General features: G+C 71.2%; 22 protein-coding genes and 1 riboswitch. Of the genes, 6 read left to right on the top strand and 16 right to left on the bottom strand.

Annotation, left to right across the window (positions count from 1 at the left end; all coding sequences use genetic code 11):
* Nucleotides 1–6: 6 nt before the first annotated feature.
* From thiD to infC, 9 genes are all read right to left on the bottom strand, one after another.
* The gene (gene thiD / locus Q343_RS0105990) at nt 7–864 is read right to left on the bottom strand and encodes a bifunctional hydroxymethylpyrimidine kinase/phosphomethylpyrimidine kinase (RefSeq protein ID WP_052366940.1); all 858 of its coding nucleotides are present in this window, start codon (nt 862–864) and stop codon (nt 7–9) included.
* A riboswitch (TPP riboswitch) is annotated at nt 856–952 on the bottom strand. Its footprint overlaps the gene before it by 9 nt.
* A gap of 46 nt (nt 953–998) precedes the next feature.
* Entirely contained in the window at nt 999–1895 is an 897-nt protein-coding gene (locus Q343_RS0105985; protein ID WP_052366890.1) for an SDR family NAD(P)-dependent oxidoreductase, read from the bottom strand.
* A complete protein-coding gene (gene pheT / locus Q343_RS0105980; protein WP_029252680.1) occupies nt 1892–4465 on the bottom strand; it encodes a phenylalanine--tRNA ligase subunit beta in 2574 nt (857 codons plus the stop codon). The genes Q343_RS0105985 and pheT overlap by 4 nt, the downstream gene beginning before the upstream one ends.
* Nucleotides 4465–5550, bottom strand: a complete 1086-nt coding sequence (pheS, locus tag Q343_RS0105975) for a phenylalanine--tRNA ligase subunit alpha (protein ID WP_029252679.1) — start codon at nt 5548–5550, stop codon at nt 4465–4467. Before pheS ends, pheT begins: the two co-directional genes overlap by 1 nt.
* A 108-nt stretch (nt 5551–5658) precedes the next feature.
* A complete protein-coding gene (locus tag Q343_RS13875) occupies nt 5659–6561 on the bottom strand; it encodes a hypothetical protein (RefSeq protein WP_029252678.1) in 903 nt (300 codons plus the stop codon).
* Between the two features lie 48 nt (nt 6562–6609).
* The gene (locus tag Q343_RS0105965; RefSeq protein WP_029252677.1) at nt 6610–7452 is read right to left on the bottom strand and encodes a TrmH family RNA methyltransferase; all 843 of its coding nucleotides are present in this window, start codon (nt 7450–7452) and stop codon (nt 6610–6612) included.
* A gap of 40 nt (nt 7453–7492) precedes the next feature.
* On the bottom strand, nt 7493–7876 hold the full coding sequence (gene rplT, locus Q343_RS0105960) for a 50S ribosomal protein L20 (protein ID WP_029252676.1): 384 nt from the start codon (nt 7874–7876) through the stop codon (nt 7493–7495).
* Nucleotides 7877–7938: 62 nt separating this feature from the next.
* Nucleotides 7939–8133 (bottom strand): 50S ribosomal protein L35, encoded by a 195-nt coding sequence (gene rpmI / locus Q343_RS0105955; protein WP_029252675.1) that lies wholly within the window; start codon nt 8131–8133, stop codon nt 7939–7941.
* Between the two features lie 96 nt (nt 8134–8229).
* Nucleotides 8230–9132, bottom strand: a complete 903-nt coding sequence (gene infC / locus Q343_RS0105950; protein WP_248616759.1) for a translation initiation factor IF-3 — start codon at nt 9130–9132, stop codon at nt 8230–8232.
* 378 nt (nt 9133–9510) lie between these two features.
* Between infC and Q343_RS0105945 the strand changes: the two genes are divergently transcribed.
* The 6 genes from Q343_RS0105945 (at nt 9511) to Q343_RS15420 (ending at nt 13825) form a co-directional block, all read left to right on the top strand.
* Nucleotides 9511–9924 (top strand): Fur family transcriptional regulator, encoded by a 414-nt coding sequence (locus Q343_RS0105945; RefSeq protein WP_029252673.1) that lies wholly within the window; start codon nt 9511–9513, stop codon nt 9922–9924.
* Nucleotides 9925–9974: 50 nt separating this feature from the next.
* A complete protein-coding gene (locus Q343_RS0105940) occupies nt 9975–11483 on the top strand; it encodes a catalase (RefSeq protein WP_029252672.1) in 1509 nt (502 codons plus the stop codon).
* Nucleotides 11484–11589: 106 nt separating this feature from the next.
* Entirely contained in the window at nt 11590–11949 is a 360-nt protein-coding gene (locus tag Q343_RS0105935) for a DUF1844 domain-containing protein (protein WP_029252671.1), read from the top strand.
* Entirely contained in the window at nt 11946–12536 is a 591-nt protein-coding gene (locus Q343_RS0105930; RefSeq protein ID WP_248616745.1) for a hypothetical protein, read from the top strand. Before Q343_RS0105935 ends, Q343_RS0105930 begins: the two co-directional genes overlap by 4 nt.
* The gene (locus Q343_RS0105925) at nt 12533–13270 is read left to right on the top strand and encodes a S1 family peptidase (RefSeq protein WP_029252669.1); all 738 of its coding nucleotides are present in this window, start codon (nt 12533–12535) and stop codon (nt 13268–13270) included. Before Q343_RS0105930 ends, Q343_RS0105925 begins: the two co-directional genes overlap by 4 nt.
* A gap of 9 nt (nt 13271–13279) precedes the next feature.
* Nucleotides 13280–13825 carry a hypothetical protein gene (locus Q343_RS15420; protein WP_052366888.1) on the top strand — a complete coding sequence of 182 codons (546 nt, stop codon included), beginning with the start codon at nt 13280–13282 and terminating at the stop codon, nt 13823–13825.
* A gap of 18 nt (nt 13826–13843) precedes the next feature.
* Here the strand turns inward: Q343_RS15420 and Q343_RS0105915 are convergent, their stop codons facing one another.
* The 7 genes from Q343_RS0105915 to Q343_RS0105885 all read right to left on the bottom strand — a co-directional run bounded on the left by Q343_RS0105915 (nt 13844) and on the right by Q343_RS0105885 (nt 18729).
* Complete coding sequence (locus Q343_RS0105915; protein ID WP_043109303.1) at nt 13844–14563, bottom strand: SseB family protein; 720 nt, start codon at nt 14561–14563, stop codon at nt 13844–13846.
* Nucleotides 14560–15291, bottom strand: a complete 732-nt coding sequence (gene priA, locus Q343_RS0105910; RefSeq protein ID WP_029252666.1) for a bifunctional 1-(5-phosphoribosyl)-5-((5-phosphoribosylamino)methylideneamino)imidazole-4-carboxamide isomerase/phosphoribosylanthranilate isomerase PriA — start codon at nt 15289–15291, stop codon at nt 14560–14562. The genes Q343_RS0105915 and priA overlap by 4 nt, the downstream gene beginning before the upstream one ends.
* 32 nt (nt 15292–15323) lie before the next feature.
* Complete coding sequence (gene hisH, locus Q343_RS0105905) at nt 15324–15965, bottom strand: imidazole glycerol phosphate synthase subunit HisH (RefSeq protein WP_029252665.1); 642 nt, start codon at nt 15963–15965, stop codon at nt 15324–15326.
* Nucleotides 15962–16474, bottom strand: coding sequence for a hypothetical protein (locus Q343_RS0105900; RefSeq protein ID WP_248616744.1), 513 nt, complete (start codon nt 16472–16474; stop codon nt 15962–15964). Before Q343_RS0105900 ends, hisH begins: the two co-directional genes overlap by 4 nt.
* Nucleotides 16471–17070, bottom strand: a complete 600-nt coding sequence (hisB, locus tag Q343_RS0105895; protein ID WP_029252663.1) for an imidazoleglycerol-phosphate dehydratase HisB — start codon at nt 17068–17070, stop codon at nt 16471–16473. Before hisB ends, Q343_RS0105900 begins: the two co-directional genes overlap by 4 nt.
* Complete coding sequence (locus Q343_RS0105890) at nt 17067–18236, bottom strand: histidinol-phosphate transaminase (RefSeq protein ID WP_029252662.1); 1170 nt, start codon at nt 18234–18236, stop codon at nt 17067–17069. The genes hisB and Q343_RS0105890 overlap by 4 nt, the downstream gene beginning before the upstream one ends.
* Before the next feature lie 70 nt (nt 18237–18306).
* Nucleotides 18307–18729, bottom strand: a complete 423-nt coding sequence (locus tag Q343_RS0105885) for a Rieske (2Fe-2S) protein (RefSeq protein WP_029252661.1) — start codon at nt 18727–18729, stop codon at nt 18307–18309.
* Nucleotides 18730–18772: the final 43 nt, after the last annotated feature.

Genomic DNA, 18772 nt, shown 5'->3' with positions numbered 1-18772 from the left:
CCCGCCCTACACCGGCACCTGCGCATGCAGATGGTCGATCGGGCCGTTCCCCGAACCGACGGCGAGTGCGTCCGCCGCCTCGAGCGCTCCCGAGATCCAGGTCTTCGCCTCGCGCACCGCCGACTCCCAGTCGTCGCACCGCGGTCGCAGGGCCGCGAGCGCCGACGACAGCGAACAGCCGGTCCCGTGGACGTTGGACGTCTGCACCCGGGGAGCACTGACCTCGGTCACCACACCCTCGGGCGTGACCAGGGCGTCGGGAGACCCCGGCCCGAGCAGATGCCCACCCTTGGCGAGGACGACCACCGATGCACGTCGTGCGAGCTCGACCGCCTGTTCGAGGACGGCCGACCAGGTCGTGGCGGTCTCCTGCCCGACGAGAACCGCGAGCTCGGCCATGTTCGGCGTGACGAGGTCGACGCGAGGCAGCAGGTCGACCACCGCGCGCTCGGCTCCCGGGTCGAGAAGATGGTGACCGCTCGTGGCGACCATCACCGGGTCGAGCACCACCCATCGTGGCTGCACGCGGTCGAGCCAGAGCCCGATCTCCTGCGCGTACTCCTCGCTCGCGACCATCCCGATCTTGACCGCGTCGACCGCCACGTCGTCGCTCACCGCCTCGAGCTGGCCCACCAGCACGTCGACCGGCGGGAGGTGCACCGCACGGACCCCGTGCGTGTTCTGCGCGACGACCGCCGTCACCACGGCCATGCCGTAGGCACCGTGGGCCGCGAACGACTTCAGGTCGGCCTGGATCCCGGCGCCGCCAGTGGGGTCCGTGCCGGCGATGCTGAGGACCCGGGGCCTGCTCCCGGGCGGGTGTTCGCGCGTCTGCTGCGGCGAACGGTCGGAGGCGTGCGTCATGAGGGACATCCCTTCGCGAGTTCGAGCTCGATCAGGTTCGACGGGTGTGCTCTCAGTCCGCGCGTCGCGGACACCCCGTGTCACGGCGGCCACACTAGCGCGACCACGGCGCCGGGTCCGCCGTCGTCCGGGTGCTAGCGGGGAGGCAGTCCGGCGGGCATCGGGTCGTCGTCGCCCCACGGGCGGACCCGGAGTCGTCGCGCGTCGCCCACGGCGCGGCCCGCGGCGGCCGCGGCGCCCAGCGTCCGCGGGTCGTCGTGCGTGACCCGGAGGTAGGCGCCGGACCAGTCGTCGAGCTCGCCCCGTGCGATAGCCCGCACCATCTCGACCAGGTCCTCGACCGGCGTCCATTCCGTGCGGTTCGCGTGCAGCGGCATCGTGGCCGTCATGTCGGTGCGGACGCTTCCGGGCGACACCTCGAAGACACGCAGCCCGTGCGGCGCCCCCGCGGCGTGCAGGTGCGCACCCATCCGGACCAGCGCCGTCTTGCTTGCGTTGTACGCACTCGATCCGACCATCTCGTGGGTGCTGGCACCGGACGCCAGGTCGACCACGCGTCCTCCCCCGCGGGCGATCATGCCCGGGACGACGGCACGGCTCATCTCGAACGCGCCGCGCAGGTTGGTCTCGACGACGTGCCACCACTCGTCGGGGTCTGCCTCCCACAGGGGCACCTCGGCGTCGATCACCCCCGCGTTGTTCACGAGCAGGTCGACGCCTCCCCACGCCTCCTCGACCCTGGCCACCGCGGCGGCGACGGCCGCGCGGTCCAGGACGTCGGCGACGACACCGATGACGGAAGCACCCGTCGTCTCCCGGACCGACCCGACCGTCTCGTGCACGCGCTGCGCGTCACGACCGAGCAGCGCGACGGCGCGCGTGTCGCTCGACTCGTCGGGCACCGCGAGCCCTTCGGCGACCGCGCGCCCGATTCCCCGGGTCGCCCCGGTCACCAGCACCGTCCGAGCGGGCGGAACGGCTCCCGGGTCCGTCCACGCCGGAACGTCCCCGGGAACGGGCCGCGCCGTCATGCGCGCAGGGTCGCGCCGGTCTGCTCCTGCGCGGCCGCGACGGCCGCCCGGCGAACCTCCACGACCTCGTCCGCCGAGAGCGTCCGGTCCGCGGCACGGAGGCGCAGTGCGAACGCGAGCGACTTGCGGCCCTCGCCGAGCTGCTCGCCACGGAACACGTCGAAGAGCTCGACGTGCTCGAGCAGGTCGCCTGCGCCGTCGACCAGTGCCTGACGCACCTGGTCGGCAGGAACGGACTCCTCGACGACGAGCGCGAGGTCCTCCTTCGCGGCCGGGAACGTCGACACCGGCCGGGCCGCGAACGGCTCTGCCTCGACGGCGTCGAGGAGGACGTCGAGGTCGACCTCGAACGCGACCGTGCGTGCGGGAAGGCCCAGGTTCTCGAGCGCCTTCGGGTGCAGCTCGCCCGCATGGCCGACCACCGTGCCGTCGACCAGGCTGAGGCGTGCGCACCGTCCCGGGTGCCACGGTGCATGGTCGGTGTCGGACGAGACGATCACGTCGACGCCGACCCGGTCGGCGACGAGCCGCGCGCCCGCCAGGGCGTCGGTCCAGTCACCGGCCCGGCCTGGTCCCCACCACCCGCGAGGATCGGCGTTCCCGGCCACGACGCCGGCGACCCGACGTGGCTGCGCCGGGACCGCCGCGGCGAGCACCGCGAGCTGATCCTCCGTCGGTCGAACCCCGCCCGGCAGCTGTGGCGCCACGGGTGCTCCGGCCTCCGGGCACGTCACCCGTCCGATCTCGTAGAGCGCGACGTCGTCGTTCCCCCGACCGAGATTGCGGCGGAGCGTCTCCAGCAACGTACCGAGGAGCGACGTCCGCATCTCGGGACGGTCGCCGGCCAGCGGGTTGGCGAGGCGCAGCGCGCGACGGCGCGGATCATCGGCCGCAAGACGCAGTGCGTCGTGCTGCGCGGGGTCGACGAACGGGTACGACAGCGTCTCGACGTACCCGGCCTCGGCGAGGCTCCGCGCGACGGAGCGCCGAAGCTGCTGCGTCCTGGTCAGACCACGACCTGCGGGCGCGGGCGGTAGGACCGACGGGATCTCGTCGTACCCCACGAGCCGGGCCACCTCCTCGACGAGGTGCGCCGGGCCGACCAGGTCCGGACGCCACGTCGGCACCGTCACGCGGACGACACCGATCCCCGGAGTGTCTCCGACCGTGCACCCGATCTCCTCCAGGATCGACCGGACCCGCGCCTCGTCGACGTCCAGGCTCGTGAGCCGCTCGACCTCCGAGACCCGGAACTCGATCGGCTCGACCCCGGGAACCGTGTCGACGTCGCTGACGGCGGCGTCGGCCGTGCCACCGCCGAGCTCGACGAGGAGGTCGACGACCCGCTGGGCCGCGACACCGGCGAGACGAGGGTCGACCCCGCGCTCGAACCGCTTCGCCGCCTCCGACGGCAGCTTGTGCCGTCGCGCCGTGCGCGCGACGGAGACCGGGTCGAAGTGAGCCGCCTCGACGAGCACGTCCGTCGTCCGGTCGGTCACCTCGGTCGAGGCCCCACCCATCACGCCGGCGAGGCCGAGCACCCGGCTCGCATCCTCGTCCGGCGAGTCGGTGATGAGGAGATCCTGGGGGTCGAGGGCACGGTCGACGTCGTCGAGCGTCGTCAGACGCTCCCCCGCGCGTGCGCGGCGGACGACGATCGGTGCGGCAAGACCGGCGAGGTCGTAGGCGTGCAGCGGCTGACCGAGGTCGAGCATCACGTAGTTGGTGACGTCCACGGTCAGCGAGATCGGGCGCATTCCAGAGCCGGTCAGCCGACGCTGCATCCACGCGGGACTCGGAGCAGTGGGGTCGATCCCCCGGACGACGCGTGTGACGAACCGGTCGCAACCGACCAGCCCGTGGATCGGGGCACGGTCGTCGATCACGACGGGAAACCCGTCGGGTGTCGAGCTCGGCGGCGCGGTGCCGGGCATTCCCGGGTCCGTGAAGGACACGCCCGTCGAGTGCGCGAACTCGCGTGCGACGCCCCGGTAGGAGAAGCAGTAGCCACGGTCCGGTGTCACGTTGATCTCGAGGACCTCGTCACCGAGACCGAGCAGCTCGACCGCGTCCTGACCCGGTTCGAGGTCGGTGCGCCCGTGCAGGAGGTCGCGGCCCAGCACGATGATGCCGTCCGAGTCGTCGCCGAGCCCCAGCTCGGTCGTCGAGCAGATCATCCCGTCGGACACGTGGCCGTAGGTCTTGCGGCTCGCGATCGCGAACGGGCCGGGCAGCACGGTGCCGGGCAGCGCGACGACGACGAGGTCCCCGACGCCGAAGTTGTGCGCCCCGCAGACGATGCCCCGGGGAGTCGCCGGAGCCCCGTCGACTCCCTCGACGTTGTGCGTCCCGACGTCGACCTGGCACCAGTTGATGGTCTTGCCGTTCTTCTGCGGCTCCGCGACCAGCTCGAGCACACGGCCCACGACGAGCGGACCCGTCACCGCCGCGGCGTGGATCTCCTCCTCCTCCAGCCCGACCCGGACGAGGTCGGCGGCAAGCTGCTCCGCACCGAGGCCTTCGGGCAGGTCGACGTGCTCGGCGAGCCAGTCGAGAACGATGTACGGCATCAGATCCCCATTCCGAACTGGGCCGAGAAGCGGACGTCGCCCTCGACCATGTCGTGCATGTCAGCTATTGCGTGGCGCAGCATCAGGGTGCGCTCGATCCCCATCCCGAAGGCGAAGCCCGAGTACTCGGCGGGGTCGATGCCCGCGGCGAGCAGGACGTTGGGGTTGACCATGCCGCAGCCGCCCCACTCGATCCATCCGGCTCCACCCTTCTTCTGGGGGAACCAGAGATCCATCTCGGCGCTCGGCTCGGTGAAGGGGAAGAAGCTGGGTCGCAGTCGCGTCCTGGCCTCCGGCCCGAACATCGCGCGGGCGAAGTGGTCGAGCGTGCCCTTGAGGTGCGCCATGGTCAGGCCCTTGTCGATCGCCAGACCCTCGACCTGGTGGAACACCGGGGTGTGCGTCGCGTCGAGCTCGTCCGTCCGGAAGACCTTCCCGGGGCACGCGATGTAGACGGGCAGATCGCGCTCGAGGAGCGTGCGGGCCTGGACCGGCGAGGTGTGCGTCCGTAGCACGAGACCGGCGAGTGCGTCGGCCGCTCCCTCGACCTCCGACGAACCCTCGACGAAGAAGGTGTCCTGCATCTGGCGTGCCGGGTGGTCCGGTCCGAAGTTCAGCGCGTCGAAGTTGAACCACTCCGCCTCGACCTCGGGGCCCTCGGCGATCTCCCACCCCATGGCGACGAAGAAGTCGGCGACCTGCTCCTGGAGCGTCTCGAGCGGGTGTCGCGCGCCGACGGCACGGCGCGCGACCGGAAGCGTGACGTCAACCGCCTCCTCGACCAGCACCCGCTCGTCGCGCTCGGCCTCCAGCTCGACCTGGCGGGACGCGAGCGCCTTGGCCACGCGGCCGCGTCGTGGACCGACGAGCTTTCCGGCCACCGCCTTGTCCTTCGGCTCGAGGCCGCCGATCTGCCGGTTCGCGAGGGCGAGCGGGCTCTTGTCACCCGTGTGGGCGACCTTGACGGACTTGAGCGCGTCGAGCGAGTCGGCGGCGGCGATCTCGTCGAGCGCCGTGGCGACCGCCGCGTCGAGCGCGGACTCGTCGGTCGGCGACGGGACGCCGGGAGTGGTGTCGGTGGACATGAAGACCTTCCGGAGGGGTTTCAGACGTCGGTCCCGTCGCGCCGCGGTGTGCGGCGTGCCGGGCCGGAGTCGAGTCTAGAACGAGTTACCGCGACCGGGTTCGGATTCTCACCGTCCCGTCGGCTCGTGACCGACGGAAGTCCGCGAGTCCCGACGGACGGCTGTGACCACGATCGTCGCGACGAGCTCGTTCCCCAGGTACGTGCCGAACGCGTGCGGGTCGTCGCGCTCGCCGTGGATCTCGACGTCGACGACCCCGTGTCCCCAGTCGTCCCGCAGCGGTGAACCGACCGTGACCGGGTCGTCGGCGGACCACACGTTCGTCCATCGGACCCGGTCGAGCTCCTGGACCGCGGGACCGATCCGTCGCTGGACGGCGTCGAGGCCGAGCGGGCTGCCGCAGGTGATCAGCTCGGACACCTGCGGCACCCGGCGATCGCAGAGGAGCTCGACGGCGGCCACCGAGCCGAGGCTGTGCGCCACCAGGACCGTCTCGCCGTGCGGGGGAAGACCGTCGAGGATCGCGCGCTGGACGGCCTCGCGCGCGCCCTCGTCAGAGAGGTACAGGGCGACGTCGCGGAACGCCAGCGCAAGGAGAGCCTCGTCCAGGGGACTGTTGTCGGCGACCCACTCGAGCACGTCCCGGACGCGGTCCGTGATCTCGTCGCGCAGGTCGCGCGGAGGGGCTCCGCTCCCGGGAGACCGCGCCAGCGCCTCCACGATCGCCCGCTCGGCCGCCACGATCTCCGGGTCCTGTGCCGTCACGACCGAACGGTCGGACGCGTCGACGGCCCGGGCGAGCGCGTCCCCGTAGGACGGCAGCCACGCCGCACCGACCTCCGGCGGGACGAGCCCGGCGCTCCGAGCACCGTGGGAGAGGTCCTCCATCCACTCACGTCGAGCGGTTCGCAGGTCGACGGCGCCACGACCGTGCAGGAGCACCAGGTGCCGGTCTCCCGCCGGGGTGTCTCCCCGAAGATGCTCCGGACGAACGCCGGCCGCCTCACGCACGCGTCTCTCCTTCCGCCACGAGATCGACGGTACGGGAGCCGCGGTGGATCAGCGCGCCCGGTGCGCGCGAGAGGACGCGTAGAGACAGACGGTCGCGGCCGTCGCGAGGTTCAACGACTCGGCACGGCCCCGGAGCGGGACACGGACCGACGCGTCGGCCAGTGCGAGCTCCGAATCGCTCAGGCCCTGGGCCTCGTTCCCGAAGAGCCAGACCGTGGGCGCCGCGAGGTCCGGCACGCCGTGCGGGGCGCCACCGGCCACGTCCAGGAGGTCGTCGAGGTCGTGGTCACCACCGCCGTCGGCCGCGAGGATCGTGCATCCGGCGCCGCGCAACGCCGAGGTGGCGTCACTCACCGAGACACCAGAGACGACGGGCAGGTGGAACAAGGAACCCGCCGTCGACCGGATCACCTTCGGGTTGTGGACGTCGACGGACTCGCCCGCGAGCACCGCTCCGTCGGCGCCGGCCGCGTCCGCGGCTCGGATCACGGTCCCAGCGTTCCCCGGGTCGCGAACCGTGGCGAGAAGCGCCACGAGCGAGGGTGCCGCCGGGAGGTCGGCAAGTCCGGAGGTGTGCTCGCGCAGGACGGCGAGGACGCCCTGGGCGTCGGCGCTCATCGCGGAGACGACGTCCTCGCCGGCGCCGCGGAGCACCAGCCGTCGCTCACGCGCGGCGTCGACGATCTCCGGGTAGCGCGCGGCGGCCCGCTCGGTCAGAAAGATCTCGAGCACGTGCTCCGCGGCGGACAGGACCGCCTCGCGGACGGCCTGGGGCCCCTCGGCGAGGAACCTGCCGTGCCGTGCACGCGCAGAACGCCCGGACAACGACCGGACCGCGCGCACCCTGTCGCTGCGAGGATTCGTCAGCGACAGGGAGAGCGGACCGCTCATTGTCCGGGCGTCCGGACGGTCGTGCGCATGCAGCGCAGACTCACGCAGCCTTCGGCGCGTTGACGTCTGCGGGCAGAGCGTCCTTCGCGACCTGGACGAGGGCGTTGAACGCCACCACGTCGTTCACCGCGAGGTCGGCGAGGACACGACGGTCCACGGCGACCTCAGCAGCCTTGAGGCCCTGGATAAAACGGTTGTAGGTCATTCCCTGGGCGCGGGCCGCAGCGTTGATGCGCTGGATCCACAGCTTGCGGAAGTCACCCTTGCGAGCCTTGCGGTCGCGGTAGGAGTAGACGAGGGAGTGAGTGACCTGCTCCTTCGCCTTGCGGTAGAGACGCGAACGCTGGCCGCGGTAGCCGCTGGCGCGCTCGAGAGTTGTACGACGCTTCTTGTGGGCGTTGACCGCCCGCTTCACGCGTGCCACGTGATGCTCCTTGCAGTTCGGGTCCGGTAGTCATCGACGGCGGGCGGGGCCCACCGGTCAGATCACTTACCGAGCAGCTTCTTGATCTTCTTGACGTCGGCGGGCGCAACCTGCTGGTCCTGCGACAGGCGGCGCGTCTGCTTGCTCGGCTTGTGCTCGAGCAGGTGGCGCTTTCCGGCCTGCTCGCGCATCACCTTGCCGGTGCCGGTCACGCGGAAGCGCTTCTTCGCTCCGGAGTGGGTCTTGTTCTTCGGCATGGCTGCCAAATCTCCTTGTGTCTGGCCGAGCATCGCGAACGACGTCCGACGGATCGGGCCACGGCCAGAGGGCCGCGACTCGCTGTGTTCAGTTGGTCAGTCGGCCTTCCCGCGCGGGGTCGGCTTGGCTGCAGGACGTGCCGCTGGCTTCGGCACTGCTGCGGGCTTGGGTGCGGCAGCGGGCTTCGCTGCCGGCTTCGGTGCCGCCTTGGCAGCAGGCTTGGGGGCCGCCGCCGGCTTCGGCGCGGCAGCGGGCTTGGGCGAGGTCTTCGGCGCGGACTGCGCCGCAGGCTTCGCCGGTGCCTTGCTCGGCGCCTTCGCCGGCTGCTCGGGTTCCCGTGCAGCCGGGACAGCCGTGTTGACCTCGGCCGCCGCGACAGCGGCCTGGAAGTCCTCGGCCGGCGCTGCCTCTGCCGGCGCGGGCGCAGGCTCGGGCCGCTCGTCGACCCGTGCCGCGGCCGCCTGGTCGCGACGCGTGGTCTTGGTCGGCGCCGCGGGAGCCTCGTCCTTCTTCCGGCGCTGCTCGCTCTTCGCGTCGGCCTTCTTCTTCACCGGGCCGAGGACCATCGTCATGTTGCGACCGTCCTGCTTCGGCATGCTCTCGACGAATCCGAGGTCGGCGACATCCTCTGCGAGGCGCTGCAGCAGGCGCACACCCATCTCGGGGCGAGACTGCTCGCGTCCGCGGAACATGATCATGACCTTGACCTTGTCGCCGGCCTTGAGGAACCGCTCGACGTGGCCCTTCTTGGTGCCGTAGTCGTGCGGGTCGATCTTCAGGCGGAAACGGATCTCCTTGAGAATCGTGTTCGCCTGGTTACGACGCGCCTCACGGGCCTTCATGTCCGACTCGTACTTGAACTTGCCGAAGTCCATGAGCTTGCAGACCGGAGGGCGGGCGTCGGGTGCAACCTCGACGAGGTCGAGATCTGCATCCTGGGCAAGGCTCAGGGCAACCTCCGTGCGGACGACGCCGACCTGCTCCCCGCCGGGACCGATGAGCCGGACCTCGGGGACACGGATCCGGTCGTTGATACGAGGCTCGCTGATGTGATGCTCCTAGGATTCGTCGGTTTCCGCCCGGCATGGAAAAAGCCTCCATCCCGAGATGCAGATGGAGGCCCGACGACACCGCTCGGCATCTGCTCAGCGATGCCCAACTAGACGCTCTGACGAGCGCTGTGACGTACCCGAACTCTGTCGCAGTCGATCGCGGTCGAGAACCAGGTGGGACGGGGTCCACTTGCATACCCGAGACGAACCTCGGGTCGGTCAATCATCCAGTGTAGCAGGGATCGCTCGCCGCACCGCCACCGCCCTGGGATGGATTCGTTCTAAGAGTGGAACTACTCCAGATTACGTGCTTTGATGGTTCCCATGACCACGACCACCGCGGACGAGCTGCGCAGCCGAGGCCTTCGTGTCACCGCTCCACGGCTGGCCGTGCTGGCTGCCCTGGACGGAAACCCTCACGCAGACACCGACTTCCTGGTCCGGGCCGTGCGCGAACGACTGGGCACCGTGTCGACCCAGGCTGTCTACGACGTGCTCCGCGTCCTTACCGCGGCCTCCCTGATCCAACGCATTGAGCCGGCCGGACACCCGGCCCGGTACGAGCTGCGGGTCGGGGACAACCACCACCACGCCGTCTGCCGGCTCTGCGGAGCCGTGGTCGACGTCGACTGCTCGGTGGGTCACGCTCCCTGCCTGATCCCCCAGACGGACCACGGGTTCACCATCGAGTCGGCCGAGGTCACCTACTGGGGAACCTGCCCCGACTGCACCCCGTGACCTCAATCCCCCACGTCCCGCGACCCGGGACACCACCACGAAGGAGCACCATGACCACCCCCTTCACCACCACCACCTCCGGCGCCCCCGTCGCCTCAGACGCCCACTCGCAGTCCGTCGGCGCCGACGGTCCGGTCGTCCTGCACGACCACTACCTCGTCGAGAAGCTCGCCCAGTTCAACCGCGAGCGCGTGCCCGAGCGTGTCGTCCACGCCAAGGGCGGCGGTGCCTTCGGCACGTTCACCGTCACCGGTGACGTCTCCGCCTACACGCGTGCCGCCGTCTTCCAGCCGGGAACCGAGACGCAGATGCTCGCGCGCTTCTCGACGGTCGCCGGCGAGCAGGGCTCGCCCGACACGTGGCGCGACCCCCGCGGCTTCGCGCTGAAGTTCTACACCTCCGAGGGCAACTACGACCTGGTGGGCAACAACACGCCGGTGTTCTTCATCCGCGACGGCATCAAGTTCCCCGACTTCATCCACTCGCAGAAGCGTCTGCCGGGGTCGAACCTGCGGGACAACGACATGCAGTGGGACTTCTGGTCGCTCTCACCGGAGTCCGCGCACCAGGTCACGTGGCTGATGGGCGACCGCGGTCTGCCGCGTTCGTGGCGGGAGATGAACGGCTACGGGTCGCACACCTACCAGTGGATCAACTCCGAGGGTGAGCGCTTCTGGGTGAAGTACCACTTCATCAGCGAGCAGGGAGTCCACCACCTCAGCGGGGACGAGGCTGCTCAGCTCGCGGGTTCGGACGCCGACCACCACATCCGCGACCTCTACGACCACATCGAGGCGGGCGACCACCCCCGCTGGAAGCTGTCGGTCCAGATCATGCCGTACGAGGACGCCAAGTCCTACCGCTTCAACCCGTTCGACCTCACGAAGGTCTGGCCGCACGCCGACTACCCGCTCGTCGAGGTCGGGACGATGGAGCTGAACCGCAACCCGGAGAACTACTTCGCCGAGATCGAGCAGGCGACGTTCGCGCCGTCGAACTTCGTCCCGGGTGTCGCCGCAAGCCCGGACAAGATGCTGTTGGCGCGCATCTTCTCCTACGCCGACGCGCACCGCTACCGTGTCGGGACCAACCACGCCCAGCTCCCGGTGAACGCTCCGAAGACCGAGGACGAGGGTCACTCCTACGCCAAGGACGGGGCGATGCGGTACTCGTTCGCGTCGTCGGACACCCCCGTCCACGCCCCGAACTCCCGGGGCGGCGCGCACGCGGACCCGGCACGCGCGGCCGAGTCCCGCGGCTGGGAGGCGGACGGCGAGCTCACCCGCTCCGCCGCCACCCTGCACCGCGACGACGACGACTTCGGCCAGGCCGGCACGCTCTACCGCGACGTCTACGACGACGCGGAGAAGGCCCGGTTCCTGGACACGATCACGGGACACGTCGGCGGCGTTCGTAGCGCCGACATCCGCGAGCGTGCCATCGGGTACTGGACCTCGGTGGACGCGGACCTCGGCGCCAAGCTCCGCGTCGCGCTGGACGAGGTCGCTCCGCTGGAGACCGGAGAGCCCGGCACCGCGTCCACGCCCGTCGACGCCTGACGGCAGCTGACGGCAGCTGACGCCGTCGTCTGACGACACCGAACCGATGCCTTCGCACCCGGTGCAACGCGCCCAGGCGCACCGCACCGGGTGCGAAGATGTCTTCATGAACGAGAACACCGACCACGTCCACACACCCGATGACGCGACGCGCGACATCGCAGACGTCGCCGCCGTCGAGGTCATCACGACCGCAGCGGTCCACCTCATGAGCGCCGCCGCCGTCAAGTGCGGTCTGGCAGACGACGCCGGGGACGCCGGGCATCTGGACCTGGACGAGGCCCGCAAGCTCATTACCGCGCTCGCCGCGCTGGTGACGGCCTCGGCGCCGGACATCGGCAACCAGCACGCACGGTCGCTCCGCGACGGGCTCAGGTCGCTGCAGCTCGCCTTCCGCGAGGCCTCGGTCGTCCCGGACGCGCCGGGCGAGGGACCCGGCGAGAAGTGGACCGGCGCCGTCTCGTGAGCCTTCCGCCCTCGCTCCCGCCGAACGAGTCGCTGAGCACCTCGTCGGTGTCTGCCCCGGCCACCGGACGGGGCGGTGCCCGGCGTGGCTGGGTCGTCGCCACCTGGCTGCTTCTCGCCACGCTGCTCCTCGTCAGCGCCCTGGCTGCCTATCTTTGGGTCACCACGGCCCGCTGGCAGGAGTCGAGCGCCGGCTGGGAGGCCGACGCGCGCGAGCTCGGCCAACAGGTGGCCCAGCTGGACGAGTCCCTCACGGGCGCGACGGCGGAGCTCGAGCAGGCCCGCGGCCAGCTCACCACCGCACAGGACCGGATCACCGAGCTGGCCGACGAGAAGGCGCAGCTCGGGGACGAGAACGTGGTCTCGCAGCAGTACCTCGACTACCAGGAGCGTGTCTCCGACGCTGCCGGCACCGTCGCGACCGCCCTCGACCGGTGCATCGATGCGCAGGCTCAGCTCATCGGGTATCTCGAGGACCGCGACTCGTACGACCCGGACGACCTCGACCGGTTCGCCGACGACGTCGACGACCTCTGCCAGTCGGCCACGGACGCGAACGCCCAGCTCCAGACGGAGCTGACGGAATGACACGACGCCGAACCCTGGTCGCGAGCACCATGATGCTCGGTCTGCTCGCCGGGTGCTCGGGCACGCTCCCGCCGCTGCCGGACCCGGTGCCTGCGGCGACGGACCTTGTCCCGGACGACCCGTCCCCCCAGGTTCCCGACGGCGTCGACGATCTCACCACGGACGGCTCGGCCGCCGTGCGCAGCATGGCGGTCCGCATCCGCAACGTCCAGTGCGACGGGTTGTCGACCGGGTCGGGATTCGCGCTCGACGAGCACACGCTCCTGACGAACAAGCACGTCGTCGCAGACTCCTCCGAGATCCAGCTCAGCACGTACGACGGCAGGGACGTCGCCGTCGAAGGTGCCTCGAGCGCCCGCATCGCCGACCTCGCCGTCATCCGCACGACGGAGGCACTTCCCTCGTACCCGAAGCTCGCACTCTCCGACCCTGCCCCCGGCGACACGGTCACCGTCGTCGGATACCCGGAGGGCGGACGTCTGACCATCACCCAGGGCGAGGTCGTCGGCACCACGAAGGACCCGCTGAACTCGACCCTGGGCGAGGTCCTCGTCACCGACGCCGAGGTCGAGCCGGGCAGCTCCGGTTCGGCGGCGCTCGACGACGACGGCAACGTCATCGGCGTCGTCTACGCCAAGACCGCCTCCGACCAGAGCCTCCTGGTGCCGGTGAGCACCGTGCAGGCGCTGCTCGAGGACGACGGTGCGTTCGCGCCGGTGGCGTCGTGCTCCTAGTTTTGGGTCATGACGGACGACACACGCGCATGGACCCCTGACCTGTCCCAGTTCACCTCGGCGGTCGACGACACGATGACGACGGGCCGGGTCTTCGGCACGCCGTACGAGCACGAGGGCACCCTCGTGATCCCTGTCGCGAAGATCGCCGGCGGAACCGGGACCGGTGGTGGCGGCGGAACCGGGTCGGGGGCCGGGAACGGGTCCGGCACCGGCTCGGGCCGCGGAACCGGGAGCGGTGCCGGGAAAGGAGCGGGCCGCGGACCTGCCGCCGCACCGACCGACGGACTCGGCGCGGACGGCCAGGCGGAGGCGCAGGGCGAGGCCCAGGGCGAAGCCGGCGCCGAGCTCCACGGCGAAGGCAGCGGCGAGGGCGGGGCCGGCGGCGGTGGCTTCGGCCTCCGGGTCAAGCCGATCGGCGTCTACGTCGTCCAGGACGGCCGCACCCGGTGGATCCCGGCCGTCGACGTGAACCGAGCGGTCCTCGGTGGACAGGTCGCCGCCGCCGTCGGAGCACTCGCCCTCGGGTGGGCCCTCGGCCGACGTCGCAGCTAGCCCCGGACTGCGTCGGGCTCAGGCAGCCTTGCCGACCCGGAGCTCGAGCGAGTCGACCCGTTCGGCGATGACGCTCTTGCGCGCCAGGGCGGCGTTCACCTGTCCGAGGACGCGGTCGAGCCCCTGGCGGTCGAGACCCGCGTGGATCGCCAGCACGACGGCGACCTCGGCCGACCGTCCCGGTTCGGCCCGAACCCCGGCGACATGCTCGATCCCCCCGACGGCGGCGACGATCGCCTCGGCGACCTCGGCCTGGACGACTCCGTCGACCACAGCTGGCTCCCACGCCTTGCCCTGCCCGATCGCCCAGACCGCGGGACGCGGCAGGAGTGCCGTGTGCGGGCCCGCGGGATCGACGACGAGGACCGACCAGCCCTCGGAGACGGCGGACTGTGCGGCGCGCGCGGACTCCACCGGCACGGGACGCGCGTCCTTGCGCCACCGAGCCATCGACTCGACCGACGAGAAGACGGGGAGCGCACGACGCCCGTCCGGTGTCTCGAGTGCCACGACCCCCGAGGACGCCTCTCGGTCGACGGTCCCGTGCTCCCCCTCTTCGGTGACCTCGGCCTCGGCGAGAACCGGGACGAGGAGACGGGCGTCGGCCAGTGCGGAGACGACGTCGGACAGTGACCCGTCCGCCGCGGCGTGAGCCGACAGCGCCGCCGCGAGCGCGGGGTCGGCCGACCCGTCGTCGCCGGCGAACCCGGACGACGGCGGCATCTGCCGGCCGGTCACGGACGCCCCGCCACGTCGAGCGCCTCCGGGAGCGTGAACGCACCGGCGTAGAGGGCCTTGCCGACGATCGCCGAGTCGACCCCTTCACCGACGACGGCGCGCAGGGCCGCCAGGTCGTCGAGGCTCGAGATCCCACCCGACGCGACGACCGGAGCCTGCGCACGGGCCGCGACCTCCCGCAACAGCTCGATGTTCGGACCACGCAGCGTGCCGTCCTTCGTCACGTCGGTGACGACGTAGCGCGAACAGCCGGCCGCCTCAAGACGGTCGAGGACCTCCCAGAGGTCTCCCCCGTCCTGGGTCCAGCCGCGCGCGGCGAGCGTCGTGCCCCGGACGTCGAGCCCCACGGCGATCTTCTCGCCGTGCTCCGCGATGACCTTCGCGGTCCACTCGGGGTTCTCGAGGGCGGCGGTCCCCAGGTTGACCCGTGCGCAACCCGTCGAGAGGGCTCGAGCGAGCGACTCGTCGTCACGGATCCCGCCGGAGAGCTCCACGGCCACGTCGAGCTTGCCGACGACCTCCGCGAGGAGCTCGGCGTTGCTCCCCCGACCGAATGCCGCGTCGAGGTCGACCAGATGAATCCACTCGGCACCTCCGGACTGCCAGTCGAGCGCCGCCGACAGGGGATCGCCGTACGAGGTCTCCGACCCGGCCTCCCCCTGGACGAGTCGGACGGCCTGGCCGTCGGCGACGTCGACGGCGGGCAGCAGAACGAGGCGATCAGTCATCGTGTTCCCTTCACAGATGGGTGTGGTGCGCCTCAGAGGGCGGCACACCAGTTTTCCAGGAGCGTGGCACCGGCGTCGCCGGACTTTTCGGGGTGGAACTGCGTCGCGGAGAGCGGACCGTTCTCGACGGCGGCGACGAACCGGCCGCCGTGCTCGGACCAGGTCACCATCGGCGGCCGGAGCGACTCGGCGACGACCTCTCCGGTCAGCGTGAACGACCGCGCGGCGTACGAGTGGACGAAGTAGAACCGTTGGTCCTCGACCCCGGCGAAGAGCCGGGTGCCCTCCGGGGTCTGTACCGGTGACCACCCCATGTGCGGCACGACCGGCGCCTGCAGCCGGTCGACGACGCCGGGCCACTGGGCAAGTCCCTCGGTGCTCTCCCCGCCCTCGATGCCTGCGTCGAACAGCACCTGCAGGCCGACGCAGATTCCGAGGACGGGACGCCCTCCGGCGAGGCGCCGCTCGATGATCTGGTCGCCGCGTGCCGCCCGAAGACCGGCCATGACCGCCGAGAACGCCCCGACCCCGGGCACGAGGAGTCCCTCCGCCGACATCGCGGCGTCCCGGTCGGACGTCAGCTCGACGTCGGCGCCCACGCGTTCGAGCGCCCGGACGGCCGAGCGCACGTTGCCGAACCCGTAGTCGAAGACGACGACCCGTGGTGCCGTCACTTCTTGCGGGCCTTGCGGGCCGCGGCCGTCAGCTGGCGCATCGCCTTCCACCGGGAGACGGAGCCGCTCGCGACGACGCCGTCGATCTCCGACAGGTCGCCGTCCCCGACGAGGAGGTCCTCGAGCACCTCGGGAGCTCCGCCGAGGACCAGCCCCGGGGCCAGCTCCTCCTCGACGGCCCCGTCCTGCCAGCGGAAGGCCGTGAGCTGCTCACCGGACTTCACGACGAGGACGAAGGGCACGCCGCGCACGAGCTGCGACAACGCCGACACCGCCTTCTGGGGCGCGTCGCCCTTCGTGTCAGCGAGCACCGCGACCGCCCCCACCTCGGTGGGGACGGCGTCGGCCGAGATCTCGGCGATCGAGCAGGCGGCGGCGAGCGGCTGCGCGCCGGCGATCTGGGTGACGATGACAGCGAGCGACGGATCGGCCGAACCCGTCAGGGACGACAGGTCGTCCGGGATCTCGATCCCCTCGAGGCCGTCTCCGGTCGGCTTGTCGGTACTCACAATGCTCCCTTGGTAGACGGAATGCCATCGACGCGCGGATCGAGCGCGACGGCAGCGCGCAGCGCGCGGGCCAGAGCCTTGAACTGGGCCTCCACGACGTGGTGCGGGTCGCGGCCCGAGATCACACGGACGTGCAGGCAGATCGCGGCGTGGTGGGCGATCGACTCGAACACGTGCCGCGTGAGCGAGCCGGTGAAGTGCCCGCCGATCAGGTGCAGCTCCTGGCCCGCGGGTTCCCCCGAGTGGACGAGGTACGGCCGGCCCGAGACGTCGACGACAGCGTGTGCCAGTGCCTCGTCCAGCGGGACGAAGGCGTCGCCGAACCGCGAGATGCCTGACTTGTCGCCGAGTGCCTCGCGGATCGCCTGGCCGAGCACGATCGCCGTGTCCTCGACGGTGTGGTGCGCGTCGATGTGCGTGTCGCCCGTCGAGCGCACCGTGAGGTCGAAGAGCGAGTGCTTCCCGAGCGCGGTCAGCATGTGGTCGAAGAACGGCACCGTCGTCGAGATGTCGGTCCGTCCGGTCCCGTCGAGGTCGAGCTCGACGAGGACGGACGACTCGGACGTCGAGCGTTCGATGCGTGCGGTACGGGTCATAGTCCTGCTACCTCCACGAGGGCACTACGGAACACGGTCATTTCTTCGGCGGTACCGATCGAGACGCGGAGGTACCCGTCAGGTCCCACGACGCGGATCAGGACGCCCCGGTCGAGCAGACCCTGCCAGATCTCGGCGCGGTCATCGAACCGCCCGAAGAGCACGAAGTTGGCATCGGACTCCACCACGTCGAGGGGCACGCCGGCGCGCGTCTGCCGACGAAGCCACGCGACGGTCTCGTCGCGACGCGCACGGAGCTCGTCCACCTGGGCGAGGAGCACGTCCGCGTGCCGCAGCGCGGCCCGTGCGACGGCCTGGGTCACCCCGGAGAGGTGGTACGGCAGCCGGACCACCCGCAGGGCGTCGACGAGCTCGACGGACGCCGCCAGATAGCCCACCCGCGCCCCCGCGAGGGCGAAAGCCTTGGACATCGTGCGGCTCACGGCCAGGTTCGGGTGCGAGCCCAGCAGCTCGAGCGCCGACGGGGTCCCGGTGCGGCGGAACTCGCCGTACGCCTCGTCCACCACGACGACCCCGCAGCCGGCCGCGGTCCCGTCCGGGTCGCGGACCGTGACACGGCCAGCCGCCTCGGCGATCCGCGCGATCCCCTCGAGCGTCATCGCGGTACCCGTCGGGTTGTTCGGGCTGGCGATCAGGACGACGGCCGGCGCACTCGTCTCGATCGCCTCGACCGCGGCGTCGACGTCGAGCGAGAAGTCGTCACGGCGCGGGATCGTGAGCCACCGCGTCGCCGTGTCCCTCGCGTACTCCGGATACATCGAGTACGTCGGCGCGAACGACAGCGCAGTGCGCCCCGGTCCCCCGAACGCCTGCATGACGTGCAGCATGATCTCGTTCGAACCGTTCGCGGCCCAGAGCTGCTCCGGCACGAGCCGGACTCCGGACTCCCGTGCGAGAAAGTCGGCCAGGTCGCTCCGGAGCGGAAGAAAGTCCCGGTCCGGGTAGCGGTTCAGCCCACGGACCGCCTCGGCGACGTCCGCCGCGACGGACCCGACAACGTCGTCGTCCGGCGGGTAGGGGTTCTCGTTGACGTTCAGCAGGATCGGCACGTCGAGCTGAGGTGCCCCGTACGGCGCGAAGCCCGCGTGCTCGGGCCGGACCGGCAGCCGAACGTGCGGGGTCGAGGAATCGTCGAGGAGGGCCACGGGAGCAAGTCTACGGAACGCGCGGACGGGCGCCGTCGTCGTCCGCCTGACGGGCCGTCCGAGCGACGGACTACCCGAGGTAGACGTCCCCCGACTCGACGACGACCGGGATCGACGCCAGCGCCTCCGGCGCCGGCCCCGACAGGACGGCGGCGTCCTCGAGGGCGAACGTCGACGCGTGGCAGGGGCACCGCAGCTCGCCGTCGTCGGGCAGCACGGTGCATCCCTGGTGCGTGCAGGTGGCACTGAAGGCACGGAACTCGCCCTCGACGGGCTGTGTGAGCAGCAGGTCCAGCCCGTCGACGGTCGTCACCGCGAGAGCTCCCCCGACCGGGACGTCCGCCACCGGCGCCAGCGGGGCGTCCGCCGACTCCTGGACGGCGGCAGGCTCCGAGCCCGTGGAACCACAGGCAGCGAGCCCCAGCGCGCAGGCTCCGATCCCGGTACCGACGATGACAGAACGGCGGGAAGGCCCCGATGCGATAGCGGTCATGAGACAAATCATCCCATTCGCCGGCAGGCTCGGCTCGACCTTT

This window comes from Paraoerskovia marina DSM 21750 (assembly GCF_000701465.1).
Classification (GTDB): Bacteria; Actinomycetota; Actinomycetes; order Actinomycetales; family Cellulomonadaceae; genus Paraoerskovia; species Paraoerskovia marina.
This window is presented reverse-complemented; position numbering and strand designations above follow the sequence as displayed.